This window comes from Plectonema cf. radiosum LEGE 06105 (assembly GCF_015207665.1).
In the GTDB taxonomy this organism is placed as follows: Bacteria; Cyanobacteriota; Cyanobacteriia; order Cyanobacteriales; family Nostocaceae; genus Rivularia; species Rivularia radiosa_A.
On record NZ_JADEWL010000020.1, the window covers coordinates 20,053 to 46,286 of the forward strand.

Annotated in this window: 20 protein-coding genes; 11 read left to right on the forward strand and 9 right to left on the reverse strand. The window is 37.7% G+C overall.

Annotation, left to right across the window (positions count from 1 at the left end; genetic code table 11):
• Positions 1-58: 58 nt before the first annotated feature.
• Positions 59-4,414, reverse strand: coding sequence for a CHAT domain-containing protein (locus IQ247_RS09085; RefSeq protein WP_193919137.1), 4,356 nt, complete (start codon positions 4,412-4,414; stop codon positions 59-61).
• A 183-nt stretch (positions 4,415-4,597) separates the two neighbouring features.
• On the opposite strand from IQ247_RS09085, the gene IQ247_RS09090 reads away from it, so the two are divergent.
• The 3 genes from IQ247_RS09090 (at position 4,598) to IQ247_RS09100 (ending at position 7,898) form a co-directional block, all read left to right on the forward strand.
• The gene (locus IQ247_RS09090; RefSeq protein ID WP_193919139.1) at positions 4,598-5,761 is read left to right on the forward strand and encodes a caspase family protein; all 1,164 of its coding nucleotides are present in this window, start codon (positions 4,598-4,600) and stop codon (positions 5,759-5,761) included.
• A gap of 126 nt (positions 5,762-5,887) precedes the next feature.
• Complete coding sequence (locus IQ247_RS09095) at positions 5,888-7,345, forward strand: hypothetical protein (RefSeq protein WP_193919141.1); 1,458 nt, start codon at positions 5,888-5,890, stop codon at positions 7,343-7,345.
• 337 nt (positions 7,346-7,682) lie between these two features.
• Positions 7,683-7,898, forward strand: a complete 216-nt coding sequence (locus IQ247_RS09100; RefSeq protein WP_193919143.1) for a hypothetical protein — start codon at positions 7,683-7,685, stop codon at positions 7,896-7,898.
• 18 nt (positions 7,899-7,916) lie between these two features.
• Here the strand turns inward: IQ247_RS09100 and IQ247_RS09105 are convergent, their stop codons facing one another.
• A complete protein-coding gene (locus IQ247_RS09105; RefSeq protein ID WP_193919145.1) occupies positions 7,917-8,969 on the reverse strand; it encodes a hypothetical protein in 1,053 nt (350 codons plus the stop codon).
• Positions 8,970-9,188: 219 nt separating this feature from the next.
• Here IQ247_RS09105 and IQ247_RS09110 point away from each other — a divergent pair, with 219 nt between their 5' ends.
• A complete protein-coding gene (locus IQ247_RS09110) occupies positions 9,189-12,926 on the forward strand; it encodes a tetratricopeptide repeat protein (RefSeq protein WP_193919147.1) in 3,738 nt (1,245 codons plus the stop codon).
• Positions 12,927-13,113: 187 nt separating this feature from the next.
• On the opposite strand, the gene IQ247_RS09115 is transcribed toward IQ247_RS09110, so the two are convergent.
• The 3 genes from IQ247_RS09115 to IQ247_RS09125 form a co-directional block, all read right to left on the reverse strand.
• Positions 13,114-13,932: a DNA cytosine methyltransferase gene (locus IQ247_RS09115; RefSeq protein ID WP_193919149.1), complete on the reverse strand. Its 819-nt coding sequence runs from the start codon at positions 13,930-13,932 to the stop codon at positions 13,114-13,116.
• A gap of 232 nt (positions 13,933-14,164) precedes the next feature.
• Positions 14,165-15,781 carry an Alr2735 family protein gene (locus tag IQ247_RS09120; protein WP_193919151.1) on the reverse strand — a complete coding sequence of 539 codons (1,617 nt, stop codon included), beginning with the start codon at positions 15,779-15,781 and terminating at the stop codon, positions 14,165-14,167.
• A 75-nt stretch (positions 15,782-15,856) separates the two neighbouring features.
• Positions 15,857-16,444, reverse strand: coding sequence for a hypothetical protein (locus IQ247_RS09125; protein ID WP_193919153.1), 588 nt, complete (start codon positions 16,442-16,444; stop codon positions 15,857-15,859).
• A gap of 152 nt (positions 16,445-16,596) precedes the next feature.
• On the opposite strand from IQ247_RS09125, the gene IQ247_RS09130 reads away from it, so the two are divergent.
• The 4 genes from IQ247_RS09130 (at position 16,597) to IQ247_RS09145 (ending at position 18,935) form a co-directional block, all read left to right on the forward strand.
• Positions 16,597-16,866, forward strand: coding sequence for a hypothetical protein (locus IQ247_RS09130; protein ID WP_193919154.1), 270 nt, complete (start codon positions 16,597-16,599; stop codon positions 16,864-16,866).
• Between the two features lie 347 nt (positions 16,867-17,213).
• On the forward strand, positions 17,214-17,549 hold the full coding sequence (locus IQ247_RS09135; protein ID WP_193919156.1) for a hypothetical protein: 336 nt from the start codon (positions 17,214-17,216) through the stop codon (positions 17,547-17,549).
• A 186-nt stretch (positions 17,550-17,735) separates the two neighbouring features.
• The gene (locus tag IQ247_RS09140; RefSeq protein WP_193919158.1) at positions 17,736-18,299 is read left to right on the forward strand and encodes a helix-turn-helix transcriptional regulator; all 564 of its coding nucleotides are present in this window, start codon (positions 17,736-17,738) and stop codon (positions 18,297-18,299) included.
• A 255-nt stretch (positions 18,300-18,554) separates the two neighbouring features.
• Positions 18,555-18,935 carry a hypothetical protein gene (locus IQ247_RS09145; RefSeq protein WP_193919160.1) on the forward strand — a complete coding sequence of 127 codons (381 nt, stop codon included), beginning with the start codon at positions 18,555-18,557 and terminating at the stop codon, positions 18,933-18,935.
• Here IQ247_RS09145 and IQ247_RS09150 read toward each other — a convergent pair.
• Positions 18,932-22,069, reverse strand: a complete 3,138-nt coding sequence (locus tag IQ247_RS09150; protein ID WP_193919162.1) for a CHAT domain-containing protein — start codon at positions 22,067-22,069, stop codon at positions 18,932-18,934. The two genes, IQ247_RS09145 and IQ247_RS09150, sit on opposite strands and share 4 nt — an antisense overlap.
• A gap of 148 nt (positions 22,070-22,217) precedes the next feature.
• Positions 22,218-22,949, reverse strand: a complete 732-nt coding sequence (locus tag IQ247_RS09155; protein ID WP_228059596.1) for a M48 family metallopeptidase — start codon at positions 22,947-22,949, stop codon at positions 22,218-22,220.
• 124 nt (positions 22,950-23,073) lie between these two features.
• Here IQ247_RS09155 and IQ247_RS09160 point away from each other — a divergent pair, with 124 nt between their 5' ends.
• Positions 23,074-23,421, forward strand: coding sequence for a hypothetical protein (locus tag IQ247_RS09160; protein ID WP_193919164.1), 348 nt, complete (start codon positions 23,074-23,076; stop codon positions 23,419-23,421).
• Between the two features lie 46 nt (positions 23,422-23,467).
• Entirely contained in the window at positions 23,468-24,112 is a 645-nt protein-coding gene (locus IQ247_RS09165) for a type I restriction endonuclease subunit R (RefSeq protein ID WP_193919166.1), read from the forward strand.
• A 379-nt stretch (positions 24,113-24,491) separates the two neighbouring features.
• Here IQ247_RS09165 and IQ247_RS33365 read toward each other — a convergent pair whose 3' ends face one another.
• Both IQ247_RS33365 and IQ247_RS09180 read right to left on the reverse strand, forming a co-directional pair.
• On the reverse strand, positions 24,492-25,259 hold the full coding sequence (locus tag IQ247_RS33365) for a CPBP family intramembrane glutamic endopeptidase (protein WP_322745467.1): 768 nt from the start codon (positions 25,257-25,259) through the stop codon (positions 24,492-24,494).
• Between the two features lie 104 nt (positions 25,260-25,363).
• Positions 25,364-25,831, reverse strand: a complete 468-nt coding sequence (locus tag IQ247_RS09180; protein ID WP_193919172.1) for a type IV pilin-like G/H family protein — start codon at positions 25,829-25,831, stop codon at positions 25,364-25,366.
• Between the two features lie 73 nt (positions 25,832-25,904).
• Here IQ247_RS09180 and IQ247_RS09185 point away from each other — a divergent pair, with 73 nt between their 5' ends.
• Complete coding sequence (locus IQ247_RS09185) at positions 25,905-26,144, forward strand: DUF5049 domain-containing protein (protein ID WP_193919242.1); 240 nt, start codon at positions 25,905-25,907, stop codon at positions 26,142-26,144.
• Positions 26,145-26,234: the final 90 nt, after the last annotated feature.

Consider the following 26,234-nt stretch of genomic DNA (forward strand, 5'->3'; position numbering starts at 1 on the left):
AACTACTTACTATCTTGAGTATTTTTAATTATTCTTACCTGTTGCTATCCTCTAAGATTTATAGCCCAACCCCACAAAAAGCAGCCCAGTAGAAGGGAGATTCAAATGGTCTGGAATCATTGGGTATATTATGAAACCGACGGCGTAATTGATTCCTCAACGTTGGATCGGAATTTAATTTATGTTCCCCAATCCACTCTTCTAACTGAGTTTTAGTTGAATTCCGCAACCATTTTTGAGCTTGACTTAAACTAACTGCAACTGAAAAATCTTCACCATGAATTATGGCTGCTTGTAAATTTTGCAAGAATTTAATTGTCATAAATGCAGTGGATAAATCATTGACTTGCCACAAACTACTTACCACACTAGTGCTACCTGCATAGAGAAATCCACTAGGTAAGCTGATGTATTCATCACTAGCATTTGTAAAGTCCACTAAACCTGTTTCACAAGCAGAGAGGACGACAAGACGACAATTATCTAGCTGAAAGTCTTGCTCAAATAAGTTCCCCAAAGTAAGACATTTGTTTAAATCTAAATCATTATTTTCATCTTTACTTTCTGCCAGCAATAAACAGGAATCTTGGGGAGAGTTAAGATTAAATGAACCATGACAAGAAAAATGTAGATAATTTGCTTGTTTTAGCTTTGGGATTTCTTGAAGTAGTGCATCTTTGCTAGCTTGCTTATCGGATAATACTTGATGGGAAGAGAAAAGATTTAAAATGTTATCTACTTCTAACTTGGTGTAAGCAAGGTCATTTGTAGGGTTTTTTATGGCAAAGACAGATTCAAAATTCGGACGCTCTCGCTTCTGTACTTGTTGTAAAAGTTGACAACTGGGTGCGTAGCTGATGCCACCTGTAAATAAATCTAGAAGACAATGGGAATCTTGATGATTTTCGCCTACTGGAAGTGCATGAAGAGGAAGCAAATGTAGGAAGGTATGGGGAATTATAATCAGTTGATTGCAGTCTTTTGGTATCAGGGTTAATATTTCATCAATGTGGAGAATGGAAGCTAATGTTTTGAGTTCTTCCCCTAAACTATTCTTCCATTCGTCTTTTTGATTGTTGTAGTTCTGCAAATATTTATCTAGCCAATTTTTCAAAGCTTCTCGATCTTCTGGTTGAGATTGCCAAACAGTAATCTTTCCTGTAGGTTTAACAATAAACGCCAAAATTTTCTCGTCGAGAATATACCACTCAATGATGGCTGTGCCATCATCTAAAGTTTTCCGGAATGAATCAAATTTGAAATCAGAACCAACACTTAAGTAGTGGTTTTGCAATTCATTACGCTGCTGTCGCAATTGATTGAGATGTTGTGCTAAAAGTTGGGAATTTTCAGCTTTACCATTTTGGATTTGATATTGTCCTATGGCAATTTCATCTCTATATTTTTCTAATTGAGTGACTACTTCTGGGGGGAAGATAGTTTTAGAGTCACGTTCGACGATAAGTTCAACTAAATTGCGAGTTTTGCTGCGCTCAGCGTATTCAATTGCTTCGGTTACGTTATCTAATTCTAAGCAAACTTCTACCATATGCCGATAAGCTTCGTTAAAAATTTCCGCTTGCTTACGTTTACTTTCCTCCCCAGATACTATCTCTTCGCGTAAATAGTCTACTGTGTTAATGACAGATTTTAAGCTGGTGTAAGCTAAATCAAACTTGTTTGCTTCTTGATAAACTTTTCCAAGGAAAAAGAAAATTTGTGCATACATTTGAGGAAAAGCTTCAAAAGTATAAATTTCTAGAGCGTCATGGTAGTAAGCTATTGCCTGTTCTAAGTTCTTAGCTCGCTCACCTCTAATTCTGTTAAGGTAAGTAGTTCCAAGATTATTTTTTGTTAGCGCCCAATCTTGAGGAAAAGCTTCAAAAGTATAAACTTTCAGGGCTTCATGATAATAAACAATTGCTTGCTCTAAATTCTGTGGTTTATCCTCTATTTCTCTGTTAGTGTAAGCATTGGCGAGATTATTTTGCGTTCTTGCCCATTCTTTGGGAAAAGCATCAAAAGTATAAACTCTTAAAGACTCTTGGTAATAATAAATTGCCTGCTCTAAATTCTCAGCCTTATCACCTTTGATTCTTTTACAGTAAGCAATACCAAGATTATTCTGTGTTTGTGCCCACTCATATGGAAATTTATCAATAGTATAAACTTTTAGAACCAGAGGTTTTCCATAATAAGCGATTGCCAGTTCTAAATTACTTGACTGCTCCCCTTTTATTCTATCGCAGTAAGCATTAGCAATATTAATCTGTGTTAGTGCCCAATATTGAGGAAAAGCTTCAAAAGTATAAACCTTCATCGCTTCTTCTAAACAAGCAATCGTCTGTTCTAAATTTTGTGCTTTATCCCCTATGATTCTATTACGGTAAATAGTAGCAATATTATTCTGTATTAGTGCCCAATCTTGAGGAAAATCTTTAAAATTATAAACTTTCATCGCTTCTTGGCAATAAGCAATCGCTTGCTCTAAATTCTGTGCCTTCTCACCTTTTATTCTATCTCTGTAAGCATTACCAAGATTACTTTGTCTTCTTGCCCATTCATAGGGATAATCATCAAAAGTATAAATTTTAAGAGATTCTTTAAAACAAACGATTGCCTGCTCTAAATTATCAGCTTTGTCCTCTTTTATTCTTTGAAAGTAAGCTAAACCAAGATTGTTTTGTGTTTGTGACCATCTATAAGGGAAAGCTTTAAAAGTATAAACTTTCATAGTCTCTTGGCAATAAGCGATCGCTTGCTCCAAATTTTCTGCTTTATCCCCTCTGATTCTGTGAAGATAAGCATTGGCAAAATTATTTTGTGTGTTTGCCCAATCTAGGGGAAAAGCCTCAAAAGTATAAACTTTCATCGCCTCTTGGCAACAAGCGATTGCCTGCTCCAAATTCTCTGCTTTCTCGCCTTTGATTCTTTCAATATAAGCAGTAGAGAAATTATTTTGTAACTGTGCCCAATCTTGCGGAAAAGCATCAAAAGTATAAATTCTTAGAGCTTCTTGGTAGTAAGCAATTCCCTGCTCTAAATTCTGTGCCTTCTCACCTTTGATTCTATCGCAGTAAGCATTAGCAAGATGAATTTGCGTACCTGCCCAATCTACAGGAGAACTGTCAATAGTTCTGACTTTTAAAGATTCTTGAAAACAAGCGATCGCCAACTCTAAATTTTGTGCCTTCTCACCTTTGATTCTGTTACGGTAAGCACTACCAAGACTACTTTGCGTCCTTGCCCATTCATAAGGAAAAGTCTTAATAGCATAAACTCTTAAAGCTTGATGAGAACAAGTAATGGCATCTTCTATATTCTGCGCTTTATTCCCTTTGATGCGGTTAGTGTAAGCATTCGCAAGATTATGTTGTGTTTGTGCCCACTCATAAGGGAAAGCGTCAAAAGTATAAACTCTTAAAGCTTTTTGGTAATAAGCAATAGCCCACTCTAAATTCTCAGATTTATCCCCTCTAATTCTTCGACTATAAGCACTAGCGAGATTATCTTGCACCATTGCCCATTGTTTGGGGAAAGCGTCAAAAGTATGAACTTTCAAAGCTTCTTCGTAATAAGCAATAGCTAACTCTACATTCTGTGCCCGCTCGCCTCTAATTCTGTTAGTGTAAACATGACCGAGATTATTTTGTGCATTTGCCCAATCTTGGGGAAATGCGCCAAAAGTGAAAACTTTCAAAGCTTGTTGGGAATAAGCGATCGCCCGTTCTAAATTATCCGCTCGCTCGCCTCTGATTCTGATACTGTAAGCATTACCGAGATTACTTTGTGCCACAGCCCAATCTCTGGGAAATGCTTGCTGAGTGTAGAATGTCAGTGCAACTTCACAGCCAGCAATAGTAATTTCGACATTGTTGGCTTTGTTACCCAAAGGAAATTGCGCTATCAAAGTACTAAAAATGACAATATTTGCGGCTAAGTATTCCGCCTGATATCCTCTCGCTTCCCTTAGTGTATTTATCCCCCACTGGCGTAATATTTCTTCTAACACCTCGTCGAGTTTATCTATATTATTTGCGAGCAATGGATAAACTAATTGAGGATTACCCATACCTCCAGCAGTTGCTTGCATTACTTCATTGAAGAATTGAAAATATGACTTTCTCTCCTCTTCTTTCAGCGATGGTAAATCTACTTTGGTATGCAGTCTCAACGCTTTCTTAAGATAACTTGCCAAGCTTTTCATAAGAACATTTACCAAGCTTTGCAATCTATTCGCTGTATTCCGATCTCCCTGCTGCAAAAACATCGCCCTTAACGCTTGTAATGTCTGGAATAAGCCAGTATCTACTAATTCTTGGTTTGCATCTAAAATCTCTGCTTCTTCACCGTTAGGGCAATTTAACAGGCTGTGAATGAGGTTAAGGTAGGCTTGCTGACGCTGTTGGTTCATGGATAAAAGCCAGTATTAACTAAATATATATGTTATGAAAATATTCAAAAGTACTACCAATGTTTACGGAAAATACTTACAAAACTTGATGACTTTTATAAGCAGTTATGCGGCGCAAAATAATATTTTAGATAAATTTATCATGTATAATTTAACGTATTTATCAGGTATTTAGACGGATATATGGCTGGTATCCCCCCGCAACTGCACAAACGACTGCGTAATGTTTTGTTAGAATGCGAACAATTCGAGAGCGATCGCAACCTCAAGACAATTTTCACTAACGAGTCACTCCGTCCTTGGCGTTCTAGTTTACCTCAAGCTGATAGCCTTAACAGTAGAGTGGATTATTTGATTGCTTTCTTGGTTAACAAGCGTCGCAGCGACACCAAAGAAAATGCTCTTGTGCTATTTGTACGCTTATTAAGCGAGCTGATAGATGAGGCAGATAATCGTCACCAACAGTTGAAGCATTTAGCAGCGGAACTCGAATATAATCTTGAAAACAACTCAATTACTAATAGTACTCCGGATAATCGATCACCAGAAGATAACCCAATACCAGAAAATCACCCTATAAAAAATCGCCCAATAAAAAATCGCTGGGCATTTTTGGTTGGTGTTAATAATTACAACGACCCTAATTTTGGGCGTTTGAATTTCTGTGTAAGTGATGTACTAGCATTGGAAGAAAGACTCAAAGCTCTAAATTATACAGTTGTTTGCTTACACGACCAACTTGGACACGGAAATCAACGCTTCCCAAGCCGAGATAATATTGAAGCAGAATTGATTCGACTTTGCGAAATGGTCGAACCTAATGATTTATTACTGGTGCATTTTGCTTGTCATGGCAAGCTTTTTCATGAAAAACCTTTACTAATAGTAAATAATACTCGTTCCCAAACTTTGGAAAAAACTGGGCTACCTCTTGAAGTTGTAAAGCAGCATATGCGTTCTAGTCAAGCAAGGCGCTTGGTGCTGACTTTGGATGCTTGCCACATGGGAGTAGAAACTGGTAGGGACATTAACGACGATCCGCAGTTTATTCATAATGCTTATGACTTAGCTGAGGGTTTTGCTCTAATCGCAGCAAGCACAGCACAACAGAAAGCGCAAGAGTCAAAAGACAAAAAGTTTGGAGTTTTTACTTATTATTTACTAGAAGCACTCAGTGGTAAAGCAGATAGGGGTAGCAAGCGATTTGTGACTGTGGATGATATTAAAACTTATGTATTGGATTCTCTCAAGCGTTGGAGTGTGGAAAATGGTGGCATTATTCAAGAGCCGACTGCTTCCATTGAGGGATTCGGGGACATAATATTAGCAGATTATCGTAACAGCTAATAATAAATACGGGTAGCGTATAAAACTCGAAAAAATCATTAACTTCTTATATAAAATAAGCAATTGGGCTATATTATCATCAAAACTGTGAGGTATTGAAAAATCAAAAAATTAAGGAGAATTGGCATGAAGCGCAGTCAAAAGACCATGATTAGCTTATTCATGCTTACTCTGGGTTTTGTCTTAGCAGCTTCACCAGCCCAAGCTGAAGCTAAAGTAACTCTAAATCCCTCTAGCTTGACGGTAGTGGGAACACAATGCCCAGCTTTTTTTAAATGCCCACCTGTTAAACGAAACTTACTTGTAAAGACAAATGAGGTGATTACAGATTTACAGGTAATTACTCTTGATTTGAATCGCGCAGATTCGACTACTATTGTTCCAACTAGCGCCATCCGTCTTGCTTTACCTAATCAATCAGTCCAACCAAAGCAACCTTTAACTTTCCCTGTAGAATTTGACTTTAACAAAATTCGCAGTGGAGAATATAGCGGACAATTACTTGTTGTTTATGACAATGGTGAGTTATCTGTTCCTGTTATAGTGCGACTTAAAGACCACTGGTTTTTTCCTTTGCTCGTGCTTTTATTGGGTGTTGGGCTGGGAATCGGAGTTTCAGCATATCGTAACGATGGTATGCCTCGCGACGAAATTATTGTACAAGTTGGTCGCATTCGCACTCAAATACAAGCCGATCCTGAATTGGCGCAATCATTCCAAGGAAAAATTGCAAGACATTTAATAGATGTAGAAACAACTTTGACGAACAAGCGTTGGGATGAAGCACAAAAAGCAGTAGTTCAAGCACAAGCGGTTTGGGATAAATGGCGAAAAGAAAGGGAAGATTGGTTAGCTCTGGTAAATTACTTATCTGAGTTATTTGATAGCCTCGAATCTTTAAATAGTAATGCACCATATGTGCAAGAAGTACGTAGCCAATTAGAAAACGCAAAAAGACAAGCAGCTGATAAAGAAGCTACCCAAAAGTTTCGCGAAGATTTAGATCGCTTACGACAACAAATAGCCTGGTACAAACAAAGTCAAGCTAAACTCGATCAGTTCAATACTCTTAGAAATGAGTTAACTCAATTGGTACCGGATAAAGATGAATTCCTAAGACGTATATCACAAGGTTTGCAGAACGACTTAGACCAGCTTTCTCCAACAGATAAGAAATTTACCGACGATTGGCATCAAAAAGTTAACAATGCAATTGACGAATTAGATAAAGAGATTAAACAACAATCAGTTACCGAAACTAAAGATACTCAAATTACAGCCAGGGATGCTAACTACACTACACCACCTACCCTTCCTAACCCCGTACCTGAAGTCATTTCTGCACAAACAAATTCAAAACAAGCTGCCCGAAATATATATTGGTTTAATTGGTTGAGTTACGCGATCGCAGTAGGGCTTCTTGCAGGAGCAGGATTTGGACAACTTTATGCAAACCAGCCCATGTTTGGTGCTAATGGCCCGAGTGATTATTTTAGCTTACTAGCTTGGGGTTTCGGTGCAGAAGCTAGCCGTGATGCAATTGCTAAGGTTGTACGCGATTGGAAGTTGCCAGGACTTAAATAAGTGCTTAGGAATGTGGATTAAATAAAGTGCAAAACTTGGTTTAAAGACCAGCCCTCTCAATATTGACAAATAGTACATGATCTGGATCTGGGGTTTTTAAGAAGGTAGGACGCTCAACAGCACTTAAACGCTTATGTTATCTCCGTTATTTGATGCTTTTGTACAGGCAAGCCCGGTCAGTGTAATGATGCGAGTTCTTATGAAACACATTTTTAACTCCGAGCGAATGAATAATTTGTTCAAGCTTCACTTTTAGCTTTACTCAATATTTACACATTTTATCCGGCTATTTACTAGTACAAACAGGATTAATAGTTATAGTTTATACTTAAAAATATTGGAAGACCCTAAAGTAAAGCTACTGAAAGTCCAGTTAGGAAAAGTTGCTCAGAAAATTACTAATAAGAAACAAGAACTTGTAGGAAAGCAAAATGAACTGTATAAAGTTCAGCAAGAGAGTAAAAAACTAAAAGCAGAAATTAGTAAATTAAACTCTGAAGTTAAATCAATTCAGAAAAAAATCGAATCAATTCAAAACAAAAATACTAATTAGGAAATTAGAATAAGTAGTCTAAGACAAATTAGAAATTAAAATTTGTAGGCTGTCTTTAATTTGTTTACCATCCTCGCCTATTTCTTCATATGCTATCATTCCGGCTGCTTCAAGTGCCTTTTCATATGCATTTAAATGAAGGTATATTGGAGAACCAGGTTGTTCAAGTAGGTTTTTGTCGTCACTTAGGATATAGTAATAAATTTTCTCCAAGTAAATTTCTATCTCATTGCAAAAACCTTCAAAAATCTTATCCGGTGGTAGTTCTGTTTCTATAATCATTTCTTTAAGCCCCGATGATTTATCATCAAAGACACGCTTAACTGCTTCCTTTGCAATTTCTTTTCGTTTACCTAACCAGTTGGAAGCTGTTAGTGTTTGTTGAGGTGCAACACTTATGATTTGCTTCTCTAAGGAAGCACTTTCATTTTCTTGTTCTTTAATTTCTGCATTCAGCCTTTTGATATCATTTTGATACCTGTTTTCTTGCTCTTGAAGTGTGCTATCTTGTTCTTGAAGTTTGCTTATCTCTCCTAATAGTCTGCTTTTCTCATTTTTATTTTTCTGAATTGGATTATGAACTACGTCAATTTTTGCCAAAATCTCGAATGCAAAAGCACTTGAGTTATGTGCAGCAATTTCTTGCCAACCTACTTTATCTGTTTTACTTTTGCTACTGATTAAATCCGAAATACCACGAACAATTAGTGCCAATACTGGTTCATTGGCATGGGCAGCTTGAAGTAAACCCTTTCCTTCCATCTCTACTGCTACAGCATCACCGTAATTTGACTGGAGAAATTTGACAAGACTTGAGCGCTTTGAGGTAATTACTTTTTCGCCAGCTGCAATAGGTGCAACTAATGCATTAGGTGGTGGGTTAGGAACAAGGAAACCAATTAAGTTATCTACCCTGCTGGTAAGGCTATCAGCTTGTGGTAAGCTAAAACGCCAAGGACGGAGTGGCTCATAGGTGAAAATTGGCCTGAGCTTGCGATCGCTCTCGAATTGTTCGCACAGTAACAGTGCTTGTCGCAATTTGTTGAGCAGTTGCGGGGGGATACCAGCCATATTTCCGTCTAAATACCTGATAAATACATTAAATTATACATGGTAAACCGACCTAAAATATTATTTTGAAATTCATAACTGTTTATAAAAGTCAAACAAGTGTTAATTAGAAAGAATAATAAAAAAATCTGGAAAAATTCGAGGCAGTAAAAGTTTTACAAAAATGCGCTACATTAGTTTCAGTATTTGAAAACATTATCTATCAATATTTATCAATAGATGAGCGGAGGACTGCCGAAAGAGCTAAATCATCGATGTCGTCAAGTTTTCTTACAATGCGATGAGTTTAAACATTATGATGCTTTAATTGCTGTTTTTGTCACTGATGAATTGCTTCCATTTAAATCTGAAATTAGAAATGCAAATAATCGGAAGCAACTAGTTGACTTTTGTTTGGAAGATTTACTGCAAAAGCGGATAAAAAGCGGTAAGCCCGTATTAGAAATTTTTTTAGCGACTTTAAAAGATAAATATGAAGTAGGAAATGCTTTGCATGATGAATTAGCAGCCCTATATAGGGATGTACACTTAGCATTCACAAAAATAGAAGTTTTATCGAAACAAATTCAATTAAGCTATCAGCAATTTCCAGATGTATTAAGTTTTAATTTACCGGGTGAAGAATTATTTGCTGGCAGAAAGCAGTTAATTCACGAGTTTCTTTCTCTTTCTAAGAAAACCCGTATTGTTGCAATAATAGGTATTCCAGGTGTTGGAAAAACATCTCTAATGAAACAAGTTGCATCCCAACTGGAACTGAATCATGTTTTCTGGTATGAGTTTCATCCAGAATTGGCATCGTTGAATCATATCTTGATAACTTTGGCTCAGTTTATCGAAAAGCAGATAGACAATGGAGATAATTTAACATTTACGTTCAAATCTTCTGAGTTATTGGATGAACAACGCATTGCAATTATAATCAAAAATTTAAATCATCACCGTTATTATCTATTCTTTGATTCAGTTCATCTTATTGAGAAGAATTCAAACATAGAGAGCTTTTTCTCTATTTTAAAACAGAAGTTAACACAAAGCATAATTTTTATCAGTAGTCGTGCAAAACCCTGCTTCTGTAAACCAATTGATGAAGCAAAGAAAATTATAAAAGTATTTCACTTGGATGGTTTACGTGATGTTGATGAAATACAAGATTTTTTTGTTCGGAGAAGTATTCAAATTTCCTCTGAGTTAGCGAGAAAAATTGATAAACGTTTTGGTGGTTTACCTCTTGCTCTTGAATTAATAGCTGTTTTATTTAAGGAAGACTTTACAGAAGAACATTTATTAGCATTAGCTGAAGACCAGGTTATAGAACAATTATTTGATGAAATATACGAACGCTTAACCCCGAATGAAAGAAAGTTTTTGACAATAGCTTCAATGTTTTATTTACCATTCTCAGAAGAAAATGTAGTAAGTGCTTATCGTTCTATATTTTTCCAAGATGACGGAAAAATTCATTTAACAAAACTAAAACGGCAATTATTAATTAATGTATCTGTATCTAATGACTATAAAGTACATGAATCTATTCGCACGCTAATACTCAGATATACAGATGAGCCAAGCAATTTGCAAATTCAGCTTGCTGATTTTTTGGTGGCTCAAATGCAAGAAGAATATCATCTTTTACTAGAAGCAATACTACTTTATTACCGTGCGAAAGCATTTAATAAAGCATCAACAGTAGTAGTTGATGCTATTGATGCTGGTTTAATTCCTTATCACCCTAATTTAGCAGAAACATTTCTTAGTCAATTTGAAGAAGATATGGTAAGTCCAGATAAATGGATATGGCTGCTTGGTAGTAAAGGAATGCTAGCTAATTTTTGGCGTAGATATGACGAGGCTGAAGACTTTTACCAAAGAATGTTACATTTAGCTGGTGAACTTCAAGATAAAGTTGCCAGTGCACTTGCTTTTCAAATATTAGGAGCCGTTTATGTTCAGAGAAATGACGAAATTGCAAAGAAAAATTATTTGAATAGCCTTGCTTTAAAAAAGGAATTAAACGATGTCAAAGGGCAAGCCGAAATATACAATAATTTGGGAGAAATCTATACTCGTCAACAGCAATTACCTGAAGCCGAATTTCTTTTAAAACAAGGCTTAAAGTTACTTGAAAAGATTAATGCTCCAAATTGGCAGAAAATATGCCTATACGCAAACTTAGCACATTTATATGCCGAACAAGGTAATTGGCAAAAAGCTGTTAATTTTACTCAGACTGCTCGCCAGATAGCGGAAGAAATGCGTATGATTTACAAGGTAGGGATGTTAACTTATGATTTAGGCGTACATGAATTTAAGCAAGGTAAATACGAAATTGCAAGCAAATACTACTCAGAATCTTTAGAAATAGCACAAACTTATAAACTATGGGAATTGGAAGAATTAGTTCATGTAGGCTTGGGAAAATTACATCATAAGTTGGGTAATTACAATAAAGCAATAAAGCATTTTCAGAAAGTTGCAGAAATTGAAGAAGAAATCGATGATAAAAGTAAATTAACTAGCACTTACTTTGATATTGGAACTTTCTATTATGAAATAAATGATTATCAAAATGCGTTTGGTTATTACGAAAAAGGAATTTACCTATTTGAGCATCTAATGGATGATAAGCAAATTCAGGTATTTTTAAACAATATTTATGTTTTTGCAAGTAAATTGGAAACACCTCAATCTATTTTACGTCCTTTAAAATTATTGAAGAAGCGATTGCTTGTTAATGCTCCATCTTATGCTCTAGCAAAAGTATACGGAACCTTGGGAGAAATATATTTGCAGCTTTTAAATCGCAATCGCGTTGCGATAGCTTGTATGCGTCAAGAAATAGCTTTATTATCACAACTTGACCGTAAACCAGAAGAAATAAATGCATTAATTAATTTGGGAGCAACTTATGAAAACTTAGAACTTTACGCAAATGTCTTAGACATAAGTGAAGAAGCTATAAAACGTGCAGAAGCCCACAATCTTAACACTCTAACAGCAATTTCTTACTATAACCGAGGTAATTGCTTGACTAAGATGAAAATGTGGGAAGACGCAGAAAATGATTATCAGCGTGCTTTAGTATTAGTTGAAAATGTAAAAGATACGGTGCAACGGGAGGCAATACTTCATAATTTTGGAGAAATGTATCGTCGCTGGGGAAAACTAGAAAACAGTGTGAAGTTATTGCAATTAAGTTTGGAATCTGTACGCCAGCGTAATGATGTTGATTCCGAAATTACCAATTTAAACAATCTTGGTTTAGCTTATCGCTCCCTATCACAAACTCAAGAAGCACTTGACTGTTTCAATACTGCTTTAAATTTAACTCACCAATACTATCGTAAATGCGATGAGTCAAGAATTTGTATTAGTTTAGGTAATCTATATTTATTAAATAACCAACCAGAACAAGCAAAATATTACTACCATAATACTTTAGTGGCAGCTCGCCAAATAGAAGATACTGATTGGGAAGAAGGTAGCATCCTGTCTCTTGCTGCTGCTTGCAAAGAACTTGGTAAATTTGATGATATTGCTGATGATTTTCAAGCTGTCGCAGAACGTGCTTATAATTTAGGACATCATGAAAATTGTATCAAATTTTTAACTTTCGCTGGTAAAATAAATCTTGAAGAAAAGAAACCAGACAGTTCTGCTGATATGTTTGATAAAGCTTTATCAATAGCTCTTGTGCTAGTATATGAGCGTATCAGGCAATGTGGAGAGCAGGCAAATATTTCTTTTTTGTCTCAGAAATTAACAGAAGTTCTTGATAGTATTGGTGACAGTATTGAAGAGTCTGTAGAAAATAATTCTGTTGAATATGCTGTTATTATGTATCAAAGTTTATTGGAAAAACTTCACAGTGAACATTATTGGGAAGAATCAAATTATTGGATTTTTGATTGTCTAAAGCCAATGGGAGACTGGCTAAATAACTGGAGTTTAGACTAAAGTAATTTCCGCAACATAATGACTGCGTACAAAAAAGTAGAGAGATACCTGTGTAAAAACAAGTATCTCTCGACGGAAGATGAGAAAAACACAACCAATTCTCAACCTTCCCTATGGAACTTGTATCTAAATAGCAGAAAAATAGTACATATTGACATTCTGCGCTTGTTTTTAACTTGTGAATGGACTAATTCTTCAACCGAAGCTCTCGTGAGTAGAGATAAAACACTCGCTTCCAGGCAATTTGAGCGAGCCGCACATCTAGACAATTTCCAAGTGCTGCTCGGCGATCGCGAGTAACTCTGTCGCCGCTCGGCACTCCTGCGGGGATGTCCAGCCGATTGGCAGCCCAAATTGTAGTTCTAGCCACTCTGGATTGAATACTTCCTTCTTGCCAATTAAGCCTAACTTCTTGGCTTTGGCTTCCGATTTGGTGGTGCCAGGAGGTCGTCCTTTGCCACTCCAGCTTAAGGCTCCTGGACGTGGCAACGAGTAAGAGTCTTTTTCCAGACCATCTGGTTCCAAACCTTGATGTTCCGACAACCATCCACTCTGCATCATACCCGCATTCATGAAGCTGCCGGAGCATCTGTTGAAAATATGTTCCGGGTTCGTTTCTTGGGTATTGAGGTGCCGACAATAATCCGGGTACGTTTTCGAGACAGAAAAATTTGGGTTGGATTCTGGCAACAAGTCGCAACACTGCGGGAATACAGTCTCGCTTGTCGGCTCCTCCCAAACGCTTTCCCTCAATGCTGAAGGGCTGGCATGGAGGCGATGCTGTGATTGTGTCGATTTCTCCCTTTTCAATTCGGAGGTGGCGCACGTCGTTGTAGATTGGCACACCGGGAAAACGTTGTTGCAACCTTTGTCTACAAAACGAGTCGGTTTCGCAAAGTCCACATAGTCTGACTTTTCCGGTGATGATTCCCGAGAGGGGGAAACCGGCTCCAATTCCGCTGCACAAGTCAAGCTGTCTAAGTTTTCTTGTTCCCATTGGTGCCATGCCTCCTCATATTCGATTAATGTGTCATAGTCATCCGGTTCTGGTGGCTCGATGCTGTCATCCCAAAAGATTGTAGGATTACCGTTTGAATCGAGTTTACGCGGCATTTCATCGAAATGTGCCGGATTCCAACGGTCAGACTCAGAAATTTCTTTCACTTTCATTCTCCCCAGAGCGTTTTATTCTGAAACGGATGCACCCATCGAAACTTTTTTATACAATAACTAAAAGCTCAGTTAACCGAGTAAGACATATCTCGCCATCGACGCAGGTGATGATATATCTCAATTTCATGAAAGGCTCGGTTTTCCCATATTAACGTACCAGGAAGTTTGATTTCATACACCCCCGAAGCTATCTCCTTATATTCTTCTATTACACCCTCTTTCTTGGCTTTATTTAATACCTTGACACTATCCGGAGTAATATCAATCACCCTCCGTTTTTGCTCAATACAGAGAGCATTCCAGGCTTCTCCTTTAACTTCTGGATACTGGTTAAATATGATTCTAATATCTTCCCAATCTCCTTGTATTAGCACATCGATTGCTTTGTCTAAGGGTGTCGGTTCCAACTCTAAATCCGATTCTTCGGCTTCTTCTAAATATTCTTGTGCTTCTGAGGCGCTAGTATAAGACCTAAAGCTACTTGTTTCTTCTACTATTTCTAACTCGCTCCAATGGAAATAATTATTAAAACCATCAACTTTAACCAGGATGGGAGTGATATTCTCCCCATTTAATCCGATCACCTTACCTTGTCTGTTCTGAAGATTCCCTGTTTTAATTTCTACAGTAGCAGGTATATCGAATCCCATCGATACGAGAGCGTCATTCCGAATGTCGGTGTCTACCCAAGTCAACTCTTGCTCGAAGTTGTGATAATTTGCAAGAGTCGTACCCCAAGTTTGTCTCCATTGGGGATTGTGGTTGACGGCATAATTAGAAAGATGCTTGAGGGATGTTCCGTCGCGATTTGTAATATTAGCGATCGCATTCCATCTTTTATCTTGGGGAACCGCTGCTTCCCATCGCTGGCAATTCTCCGCGATTAAGTTGCCCGTTTGACGATCAAGGAAGCCAATATCATCAACATCAGCTTGCAGTTGTTCGCTCAATTCTTGCCACTTATCTTTGACGGTTGGGATTTGATTGACTGATGGGATTGGTTCACTATAATGATTATCATCATTCACTCTCACACCAACACCATTCACATCAGGGGCAGCACTTTCTTCTTGTTGCCCTTCCGTAATCTTCTGATATAAATCAGCAACTGCCTCTCTGAGTATTGCTTGCGGTATTAGCCCGTACTCATCCATTAGCTTTTGAGTTAATACTCCCGTCCGCTGATCATCTTCATATACGGGTGGAAACTGCGCGTAGCGTTCACCCCGGCAATTTCTGCGCCATATTGAAGGTTTTTCTGGTAGCTCCGATTCTTTCTCTTTCTTAAGTAATGCTTGCCTTTCTTTGATTAAACCAAGAACGCGATCGCAAGTTATATCATCCTCATCAAGTTGGTTTAATTCTGCGATTATCGGCTTGTATTTCTCTGAGCATAATCTCAATAATGTCGTAACGGGGATTTGGATTAGAGCATGGGGACGATGGGCAAAATCTTGGAAATGTTCTGCTAACTTGAGCGCCCGTTTCTCCTCCATGCTGCCTTTATCCCAACCGTACCCGTCGAGTAGTTCTCGATATTCTCGTTTGCTGTACGCTCTTTTGTATTCCCAGAGCAGAAAACTAACGTGGAGATATTCTATGGTGCTAGCTTCCAGATGCTTTACGGGGTCAGCATCTATGTTGTGAGTTTCGCAGTAGGTTGATTTTTGTAGTAGTTGCATGGTATTAATAAATTCTGATTTTGTTGTTTGGTCTTCCTTTAAGACCAAATTTTATTTATTTGACCAACTCGAATATTAAGCAGCACTTTGTTTTGCAGTAGTTTGTTGTCTTTTTTTATAGACTGCGATCGCGTAGGCAAGAGTATGCTGGTAATGTCGGGGCATATCGCGCAACTCCATGTCACGCCCCCATTCGTATAACCTGCGCTTAGATATGTTTAAAGTTTCGGACAATAACGTAAAGCATTGCCCGCGAAATTTGGTGGAACTAATTACTTTCAATCTTTCCGATGGCGATAATCCCAGTAAAAGTATCTCCTCTATAAATTCCATCGCGCTTACTGCTGGCGCTTCATAATCGTGATGAATAATTCTGTTTAATTCTTCCTTTGATAGTGCTGCTTGCGCGTAGCTACAAGTAACTTTGGCGTAATGAGGCATACCTTCAAAGTTGGGATTTTCACCCCATTCACGAACCGTCTTTCTCTTCATTCCTAATATCTTGGAGAGCAGTTTGACACATTTAGAGCAGTATCCGAAACTAGTTTCTTCTTCCAAAATGTTTTCGGATGAAAGTTGGTCAATGTCGAAGCAATAACGCAAGAAATGGCGAGGCTCAATATTTTCCGAGGGTAGGGTTTTGAGCATTTCGTAACTTTTCATAATCTTTATAGTTTTTGTGAGCTTTAAAATACGATATCATAACTAGAGCATCTCTAGTGCAAAACTTTTCTCAATCTATTGTATAGTTTTTATGACAGAAGGCAAAACCTGTTGAAATTTCTGGACTTGACCCAAAGCGTAAGGGAATATATATGAAAAGTTCTAAAAAATCTACTATGGCGATCGATCCTCATAACACCAGATTGACGATTACGATATCGAAGTACAACTATAAAAAACTGTTGCATTGGGCTAAAATTCATGGTAAACAACCTACCGCTTTCGCAGGTCAGATAATTTCTTCGAGATTAGAAGCAAACACAAGCCTTATTAAAGAACAAGTCGCGGATATGGCGAAAAGCGAGAATATTTCCGTTGAAGAATTAGAAGAAAGATGGGAAGAAGAAGACAACAAATTATAGGTAAAGATATATTGAGCTTATTAAGCCAAAATTAATTACTTTGACAAAAATTATGTTTTATGAATTATTATCAAAGTTTTCACCTGCTTTACCAGGTCGGCATCTATGTTTATAGATTTTTTGGTAGCTAATTGATTTTTGTAGTCATTGCATGGTATTGTACCCATTCGTCAAGTGTAGTCGAGTCTTTTTTTAGACCGACTTTTTCCTCTTTAAGTTAACCGACACCGATAAGGGTATTGGATTCGTGTCAAGAATAGTCACAGACCATCTTGACCGTTTGTGGGAACCGCTTTATGCTTCTCAAGTAGCAGCTGACGATTTTGAAAATTGGTAAGGAGTAAAACATGGTACAGGCACCACAACAAATTACAGAATTTACAAAAGAAAAGGTACAACAAGCTGTAGACGCAATTCTTGAAGTTCTTGCGGAACCAGAGAAAGAACTGCATAAAGAAGCACGTGACGCTTTTGTTCAAGGCGATTATGCTAGGGTAAAGCGATTAGCTTCCACTAATTTGTCAGACTATTACTGCAAATCCCTCGGATACCTTGGTGGCGCACTAAAGCTTACACCCAATACTGATACAATCCTTGCAGAATCTGCACGAGCGGCGGCAGATTTTAATAAAGAAAAGGTTTTATCTCAGCTTAGGGATAAGATAAAAAGCGCTTTGGGTTAATTTTTGTTTCAATCCTCGATTTTTCAATGTTTTCGCGGTTGTCGCAATCAATCTTTATTACCGATAATTTGCGATTAATTTAGATAATAATACTTGTCGTACTTAAAGTCAATACTATCTGTACAGCAATCAGTACAAAATAAAAAAACTTTGATGTGTATGTAGTTGGGTAAAAATAGTTCGATTATGACGAATGAAGACGAACGTAAGCAACGTCTCTCGATATTATGTAAGAAACTTCGAGGCGGTGAATCGTTACGTTCGTTTGCTAAGAAGCGTAGTCAAGAACTTGGAGGTATCGGTTTTACTACCTGGGGAGCTTGGGAAAGAGGTCAAGCCGATTTAAGTAAGGAATCTTTAGAAAGGTTAGTAAAATTTATAGGCTGCTCTTATCAGGCTTTTAACGGTTATCTTGAAGGGTTTATTTCTTTGGAGGAATTGCTACAACCTTCTTCGGGCGATTTGCAGTCTCGTGAGGAGCTAGATTTTTCTCCTGATACCACCTCTGCTTGGATAAAATCACTTCAACCAGAAGAACAGCTCTTCATTGTCACTCAAGGTTTTCAGGCATTTCAAGAAAAATTCGATAAGCTTGTTGAAACAAGGTCTAAAGAGAAAGTAGAATTGTTGTTGAATTTATTGTCCGGCAGCACCTATCCTGAAAATTCCACAATTGAAGAAACTGCAACAAGGTTGGATATGTCGGTAGAAGATTTGAGGAAGTTGTGCGATCGCGTTTTTGAATCGTGAAATTTTATACTGAATCATCTTTCCAACCGCATTCGGGACAATCCTAATGAACTCGTGCCGTGTAATTCCGGTCAAAATCTATACCATACTGGGGACACTTCCTAGTAAACATGGGGTAAGTATCAAGTAATTCTAATTGCTGGTAAAACCTTATTAATATTTTTTGGGTTGCGATCGCACTCCAAGATTACTAATACTGTTGATGTAGTGTATTAAATATATAATTACCTAATACTTACAGATAAAAACTATTATATGATTACAGTTACACCAGAGGAAATTAGTCAGTTTCGCACTCAGTTGGCGGATAATCCAGAAGCTTTAGCAGCTTTGGATGCCATAGAAGAGTGTAAAGGAAATCTGGAAGCAGCAGCACAGTTAATTGCTGTTGAGACAACCGAAGCAGAAGTCAGCTTGAGGGGAGATTCAAATTATTTAGAGAAATTAGCCCAAAAACTCAGCAAAATTATCTGCCAGGAAGAATTTGACGAGTTGATGGCAGGAGTATTGACAACTGCGATCGCCACCCTCGCAGTAAGTGGTAATATTCCCGCAGCTTTGGCAACTCCAGTGGTAATTTATGTTGCCAAAATTGGGAAGAAGCAATTTTGTGAAACCGCCAAACCTGAATCCTAAAGACCTGTAGCTGTAAATCCTGCCCAGTAAAATGGTGCTACAAAAGGGTGGGGTTTACGTTTGCAGGTTCTTCTTAATATTGCTCTTGCCACTGGACGCTTTTCTTCTGGAAGTTGAGCAAAAATTTCTTCAATTTGTGAATCATATTTAACTAATAGTGCTTCAAATTCCTCTGTTGTTAAATTTCGTAGCCATTCCTGTGCTTGATTGAGTGCTAGAGATACACTATTTATTATTTGCAAATTTTCATAAAATTTCATCATCAAAAATGCTGTAGATAAATCGCTGACAGTCCACAAACTACTGACTACAGCTTTGCTCCCAGCTAATATAAAACCGCTAGGTAAGCCAATATATTCGTCACTGGTATTTTGAAAATCAATTAAACCAGTTTCGCAGGCGGAGAGAACTACAAGACGAGCTTGACTAACGTCGAAAGTTTGTTCAAATAAATTACCTAATGTCAGGCATTTACTTAAATCTACAGCTTTGTCTTTGGATACTTTTACATATTTTTCGGGGTGAGCATCAGCAAATTCTGGAGAAACATAAGCATCTGCTAGCACTAAACAGGAATTTTTGGGAAAATCTAAATTGAAGAAACCGTGACAAGAAAAGTGGAGATAATTCGCTTGCTTTAATTGTATTGCAGCTTGGGATAAAGCAGCTTTTGTAGCTTGTTTTTTGGATAATACTTCATGAGAGGGAAAGTAAGATAATATGCTTTCTACTTCTAAGTCAGTAAAAGATAAGTCTTCTGTGGGGTTTTGAATCGCAAACAGGGATTGGAAATCAGGACGTTGGCGCTGTTGTACCTGTTGCAGTATTTGACAACTGGGTGCATAACTTACACCACCAGCAAATAAATCTAGAAGACAAGACGAATTTTGAGAATTTTGATTTACTGGTAGTGCATGAAGGGGGAATAAGTGCAGGTATTGATGGGGAATTAGGATGAGTTTATCGCAGTGCTTTGGTATCTGGGTTAATATTTCATCAATGTGCAGAATTGAGGCTAATTTATTGAGTGCCTCTCCTAAGCTATTCAGCCATTGGTCTTTTTGCTCGTAGTAGTTCTGCAAATATTGATTTATCCAATTTCCCAAAGCTTCTAGGTCTTCTGGTTGGGATTGCCAAACATTAACCTCTCCTTTTTGTGTGACAATAAACGCCAGAATTTTATTATTGAGAATATACCACTCGATAATGGCTGTATGCTCATCCAAAGTAGATTGAAATGAGTCAAATTTGAAACCATAACCAACGGGTAAGTAGCGGTTTTGCAATTCATTACGCTCTTGTCGCAACTGTTGCAGATGTTGTGCTAGGACTTGGGGATTTTCATCAGCTTTGCCATTTTGGATTTGATATTGTCCTACGGCTATTTCATCCCTGTATGTTTCTAGTTGAGTGACTACTTCTGGCGGGAAGATGGTTTTAGAGTCGCGTTCGAGGATTTGTTCAACTAAATTGCGAGTTTTGCTACGCTCAACATATTCAATCGCTGCCGTGATATTACTTAATTCCAAGCAAACTTCTACCATGTTGCTATAAACTTCGTTAAAACGCTCTGCTTGTTTGCGTTTACTTTCCTCTCCAGAAACTATTTCCTCTCGCAAAGATTCTACTGTGGCAATGACAGATTCAAAAGTATTGTAAGCTAAACAAAACTGGTTTATATTTTGGTAAGCAACCCCCAGTCTACACGAAGACTCCGCCCATTCTTGGGGAAAGTCTTCGCGGGTTGTGACAGTTAAGGCAGCAGTAAAAGCAGCGATCGCCTGTTCTATGTTTTCTGCTTTCTCTCCTCGAATTCGATCGACGTAGGCACCACCGAGATTATGTAGCGTCATTGCCCAATTTTCGGGAAAGGCTTCGCGGGTGCTAACAGCTAAAGCAGCAGTAAAAGAAGCGATCGCCTGTTCTATATTTTCTGCCTTTTCTCCCGAAATTCTTTTACGGTAGGTGGCACCGAGATTACTTTGCGTAACTGCCCAATCTTCGGGAAAGGCTTCGCGGGTTCTAACAGTTAAGGCAGCTGTAAAAGCAGCGATCGCCTGTTCTACATTTTCTGACTTCTCTCCTCGAATTCTAATATGGTAGGTGGCACCGAGATTATTTTGCGTATCTGCCCAATCTTTGGGAAAGGCTTCGCGGGTTCTGACAGTTAAGGCAGCCTTATAAGCCTTGATCGCTTGTTCAATATTTTCTGCGTTATCTCCTAGAATTCGATCACCGTAAGCACCACCGAGATTATGTTGTGCCCTTGCCCATTCTTCGGGAAAGGCTTCGCTAGTTATGATAGTTAAAGCAGCCTTATAAGCCTTGATCGCCTGTTCAATATTTTCTGCCTTATCTCCTAGAATTCTCATATAGTAAGCAGCACCGAGATTATTTTGCGTATCTGCCCAATCTTTGGGAAAAGCTTCGCGGGTTCTGATAGTTAAAGCAGCAGTAAAAGCAGCGATAGCAATTTCGATGTTCTCTGCCCTGTCTCCTTTGATTCTCTGGCTGTAGGCAGCAGCAAGATTATTTTGCGTCATTGCCCACTCAACAGGCAAAGCTTCCCTAGTGTAGAGAGTTAACGCGACTTCATGCCCAGTGATGGCAATTTCCATATTGCTGGTTTTGTTACCCAAGGGGAATTGCTGAATAAGATTGCTAAAATTGTCGATAACTGATGCTATGTTTTCCGCCTCATCTGCTTTCACTTCTCTGAGTGTATTTGTTTCCAAGCCACGTAGTATTTGTGCAAACACTCCATCGAGCTTGTCTGTATTCCGTGCCAGCAAGGGGTAAACCACCTGGGGATTACCTTTGCTGTCTGCGGTTGCTTGTAGCACCTCCCCCACGAATTGGAAATATGTTTCCATCTCCTCCTTACTCAGAAATTGCAAATCTACTTGATTATCTAGATTTAACACTTCCTTAAGATAACTTGCCAAATTTTGCAACCAATTTGCCGTATTTTCATTTCCATGTTGAGAATATATCTGTGCTAATTCTTCTAATTGATGCACAAATCCAGCATCAAGTAAATCTTGGTGTGCGGTTAAAATCTCTTCTCCAGCACTGGGGAAATCAAACAGGCTGCTAATGAGGTTGAGATAGGCTTGCTGACGTTGTTCGTTCATGGGTAAGGATGTGAGATATTACACACTTAGTCATGATAAAAGTTCAATAACAGCATCATACATTCCGGAATAATACGGAGATTAGCCAAAAAATTAGTATTATTTACTATTATTCCACCCCTTTATAATACAATCCCCAAAACCCAACTCAATAATCCCCCAAAGGCGAACAATTCAACTCATCTTTATAAAACCGCCAATTGGGCATAAATTTATTCATCAAAGCTACAAACCTCTCCCCGTGACTTCTCTCCAATAAATGCACCATTTCATGGACTACGACATATTCCAAGCAATGCCGATCTTTTTTAGCGAGTTCTAGATTTAACCAGATGCGTTTTGCTTGGGTGTTGCAGGTTCCCCATTTTGTTTTCATCTGCTTTACTCCCCAATCTTTTACTTCAACGTTGATAATTGGTTCCCATTTGGCGATTAGTTGGGGAATGTCTTGCTTTAATTGTTTGCGATACCAGGAAGTCATGGCATTTTTACGTTGGGTTTCGTTGCTTCCTTCTTTTACATAAAGGTCAATATAGGTATTATTCCTAACTTCTACTTTGGAATTTCCCTGATGATAAATAACGTTTAGTAAATAGCGTTTTCCTTGATAATAATGACTTTCACCAGATACGAATTCTCGTTTGGATTGACGCTCTTGAGTATTAAAGTTTGCTTGGTGTTTTTTTATCCAGGACAGTTTGGAGATGGCGAATAAACGCACGGCTTCGTCATCAATGTTTAATGGTGTGGCGATTCGTACCCGTCCGTCGGGTGGATATACTGCTAAATGCAAGTTTTTGATTTTCTTTCTCACAATATCTATATTCAGTTCGCCGAATGTTATTTGATGCATTTGATTGGGGAATTGGTAATGGGTCATTGGTAATTGGTAAATTATTATTCTTCTTCTGCCCTCTTACTAACTCCCCCTTTTATGCGCTTCAATACTCATGTTGGCTTTTGACTATTTCAAAAATACCTTCGAGGTCTTCTGAGGATTCTAGATGCTTTTTAAACTCTTCTGCCAAGACGAGAAGGTACCAGCCCAGGTTGCTGGGAAAATGGAAGAATTCGCTCAAACAGAAAGTTCTTTCAGCTATATCTCAAGCCCCGTTTTTGCAATCATCACAAATCCTAAACACCACCTTTTGATTCCTATCAAAGAAAATGCTGAAGCTGAAAATGAAAAGTTTGCTATAGTAATCCTCAAGCATTTAGCAAAAGACTTGGAAACCCAATCAGTGGAAAATGTTTGCGCTAAAGCTGAGGAAACTATACAAGCTTTCTTGGAAATGACTAAGGCGAGCATGACTCCAGAATTGATTCAAAAATTCATAGATATTCCTATTTAAATAAATTACAGTATTATTGTACTACCTCTATAGATAATTATTATAAATGACCTTAGCCGTCACCGATAGAATCAAAAGCTTCAAAGATTTAAAAAGAAGCTTCAACTTAGAACAATCCAAAGACCTGGCATTTTTCAGCGAGTTATCCGAGGAGTTGCAAGAATTATCCCAGGAAGAAAAAGCCGGAGTTGGCAAGATTAAGAAGCGGTTTGATTACCACCGCGAAGACGGCTTCCTTCTGGAAGGTACTGTTAATTTGCTTGTTGTGTCCCCACTTCTGGAACTAGCCGGATTTCTTGACGAGCCATACCAAATCCGTTCTCCCTTCGGAGTGGAACTAGTTATTGATGATACGGTAGAAACTCTACGTGGTTTTATTGACACCTTAGTAGTTAACAATAATTTATGGATTCTATCGCTTGAATCCAAACGAAGCGCGATTCCTGTAGGTGTTGCTCTTCCCCAACTCTTTGCCTATATGCTTGCCCAGCCACGACAAGGTAATCTAGCTTTTGGACTAGCTACCAATGGAGATGAATTTATTTTTCTCAAATTGGATTTAAGCGCCGAACAGCCCCTATACGGTTTTTCACGGGCTTACTCTCTGCTCCCGGTCAACCACGAGCTAGATATTGTTCTCAAGATTCTCAAAAGATTGGGTAATGCAGTTGCTGAAACTAAGGAAAATTAATTTACTAATTGGGTCAATACAACCCACATTCCGCAAAATCTCTCCAAGTAGGGGTGAATTACTTGTCCTGCGTCGTTGATTAACCACGCATGAGCGGATGCATAAAGGCGGTTTGTCTAACGACACGCGAACGCGAAGCGACCATCGCAAAAAGCTCAACCTTATTTTGAGTTGGCGTACAACCATTACAGTAAATCTAACTTACTATCGGTAGCACTTTTAGAAGATGTAGCAGTCAGATTTTCAACAGTACCCGATAACGTTACGCCTGGGGTATTGGCGGTTGCAGTTGTACTTTCTTTATTAATATTGTTGCTGAGTCACGCAATTTGGCACGTTTTTAATAAAAAAACCTTACAAGCGGATCTGATATTTTAAACTAATTAGAAGTATCTTTAACCGCACGCTTATTTCTGATTCGATTTCTGTAATTAATAGCACTTCTTTTTAGCGATATAAACGGATAGATATCTCCAGCAAAGTGAAAACCAATAGCCCCGATAAGTCCAAAAGGTGAGTAAAGCAATGCGATCGCAATCAGATAAAAGATAATGTGCGTAGCTATTTGTAACTTTCCTTGATAAATATGATTTCCCAGGTTTATAAATAATCCTAAAGCGATCGCCAACAGATGGTTATTTATAAAAAGACCTAATTGATGTACCAATATTCCACGAAACATCAACTCTTCGGTTATGGGATTAAATATGCATACGCCTATGAGAAATAATATTTTTGGAAGTTTTTGTCGTGGTGTAAGCCTTAACATAACTCGATAAGTATCATCTTCTGTGGCTTCCAAAAGCTTCAAAATTTTTAATATTATAATTAATCCAAAAGTAAATAAGATATAGCAGATACTACCAACTATCAAAGAAATTATTGGAAATATTTCAAATTTTAACCCAACTGACGTGAAATTCCACCCGTTTTTGTACGATACGATTAAAAATAAAATTAACGATATTTGAGTGATTAATATGGAAAAACCTAAACTAGGTTTTGGTCTTTCTATTTTTAAACCTTTTTCACTCTGTTGCTTTTTAATTAGTTGTCTCTGATTTATGCCGCCAAGTAAATGCATCGCACTTATAAAGAGTACAAAGCACACAGCAATAATACTTGATGGAGGTAACTCAATTTTCACTATTCTCAACCACCATTTGCTTTAACATATAATTATATTTACTGAGCTATTATATTCGACTATTAATAGTTACTAAAAAATCTTAATTGATAATGTAGTTTAAGTTAACTTCCAATTTTTGTTGTACCTTTACCACAATCAAGTACGCCTAAATCAACTGTTGGTAATTCTGGTTTATTCCTTCCTATAAAATTGTCTTCGCATAAAATAGTTGGGATTTTGGGTTTGTCGTCAACTTGATTTATTGATTGGTTCGTAGAAAAAGGATTTAAGTATACTCCTCCGACATAAACTTTTAAGTTGTGGGAACGAGGAATAGCATAATTAAATGCAGCTTGATGGTTAAGAACAATTGAGTAATCATAATTATCCGTTCTCAGTTTATCGCCAATATGCAGTTCTTCAATAGAAGTAGCAAAGCGACCTTCCTCATAAAAAAAGGCAATTTGTGCAACGTTAATTGTTCTGACGCTATCTTGAACTTGTTCTCCTTCTCTTGTCTGCTTACTCAAAAAGACAATAACTCCGATAACTATACTTGGTATAATTAGCCAAGAAAAATCACTACGCATATTAAATGTAATATTTATTACTTAATATTGTACGAATTAATTTTCTTAAGTGTCAAATAAGATGAAGATAAAAATGTTATCAAATAGCGATACGCAAAGCGTCAAGCCTCCGCCTTCTCGCCCATATTTAATCCCCGCTCTTGATGCGGTTAAAAGCAGTGGTCAATGTAATATGTTTGACTCCAATTGTGTTATTCGAGTAATGCAAAACTTAGGTTATGTCGAGCAAGCTAATTGGTTAGCAGCGCATTTAGATAATTATCTAGATATTTTAATGAACGATTACCTTACGCTTCTACTGTTGCGCGGTTAACTAGAACCGAAATATTCCAAGAAACTGGCTACTGGTGAATAGTTTAATTTCAATAATAATCAACGCATTCAGGTTTGGGATATTAACTTG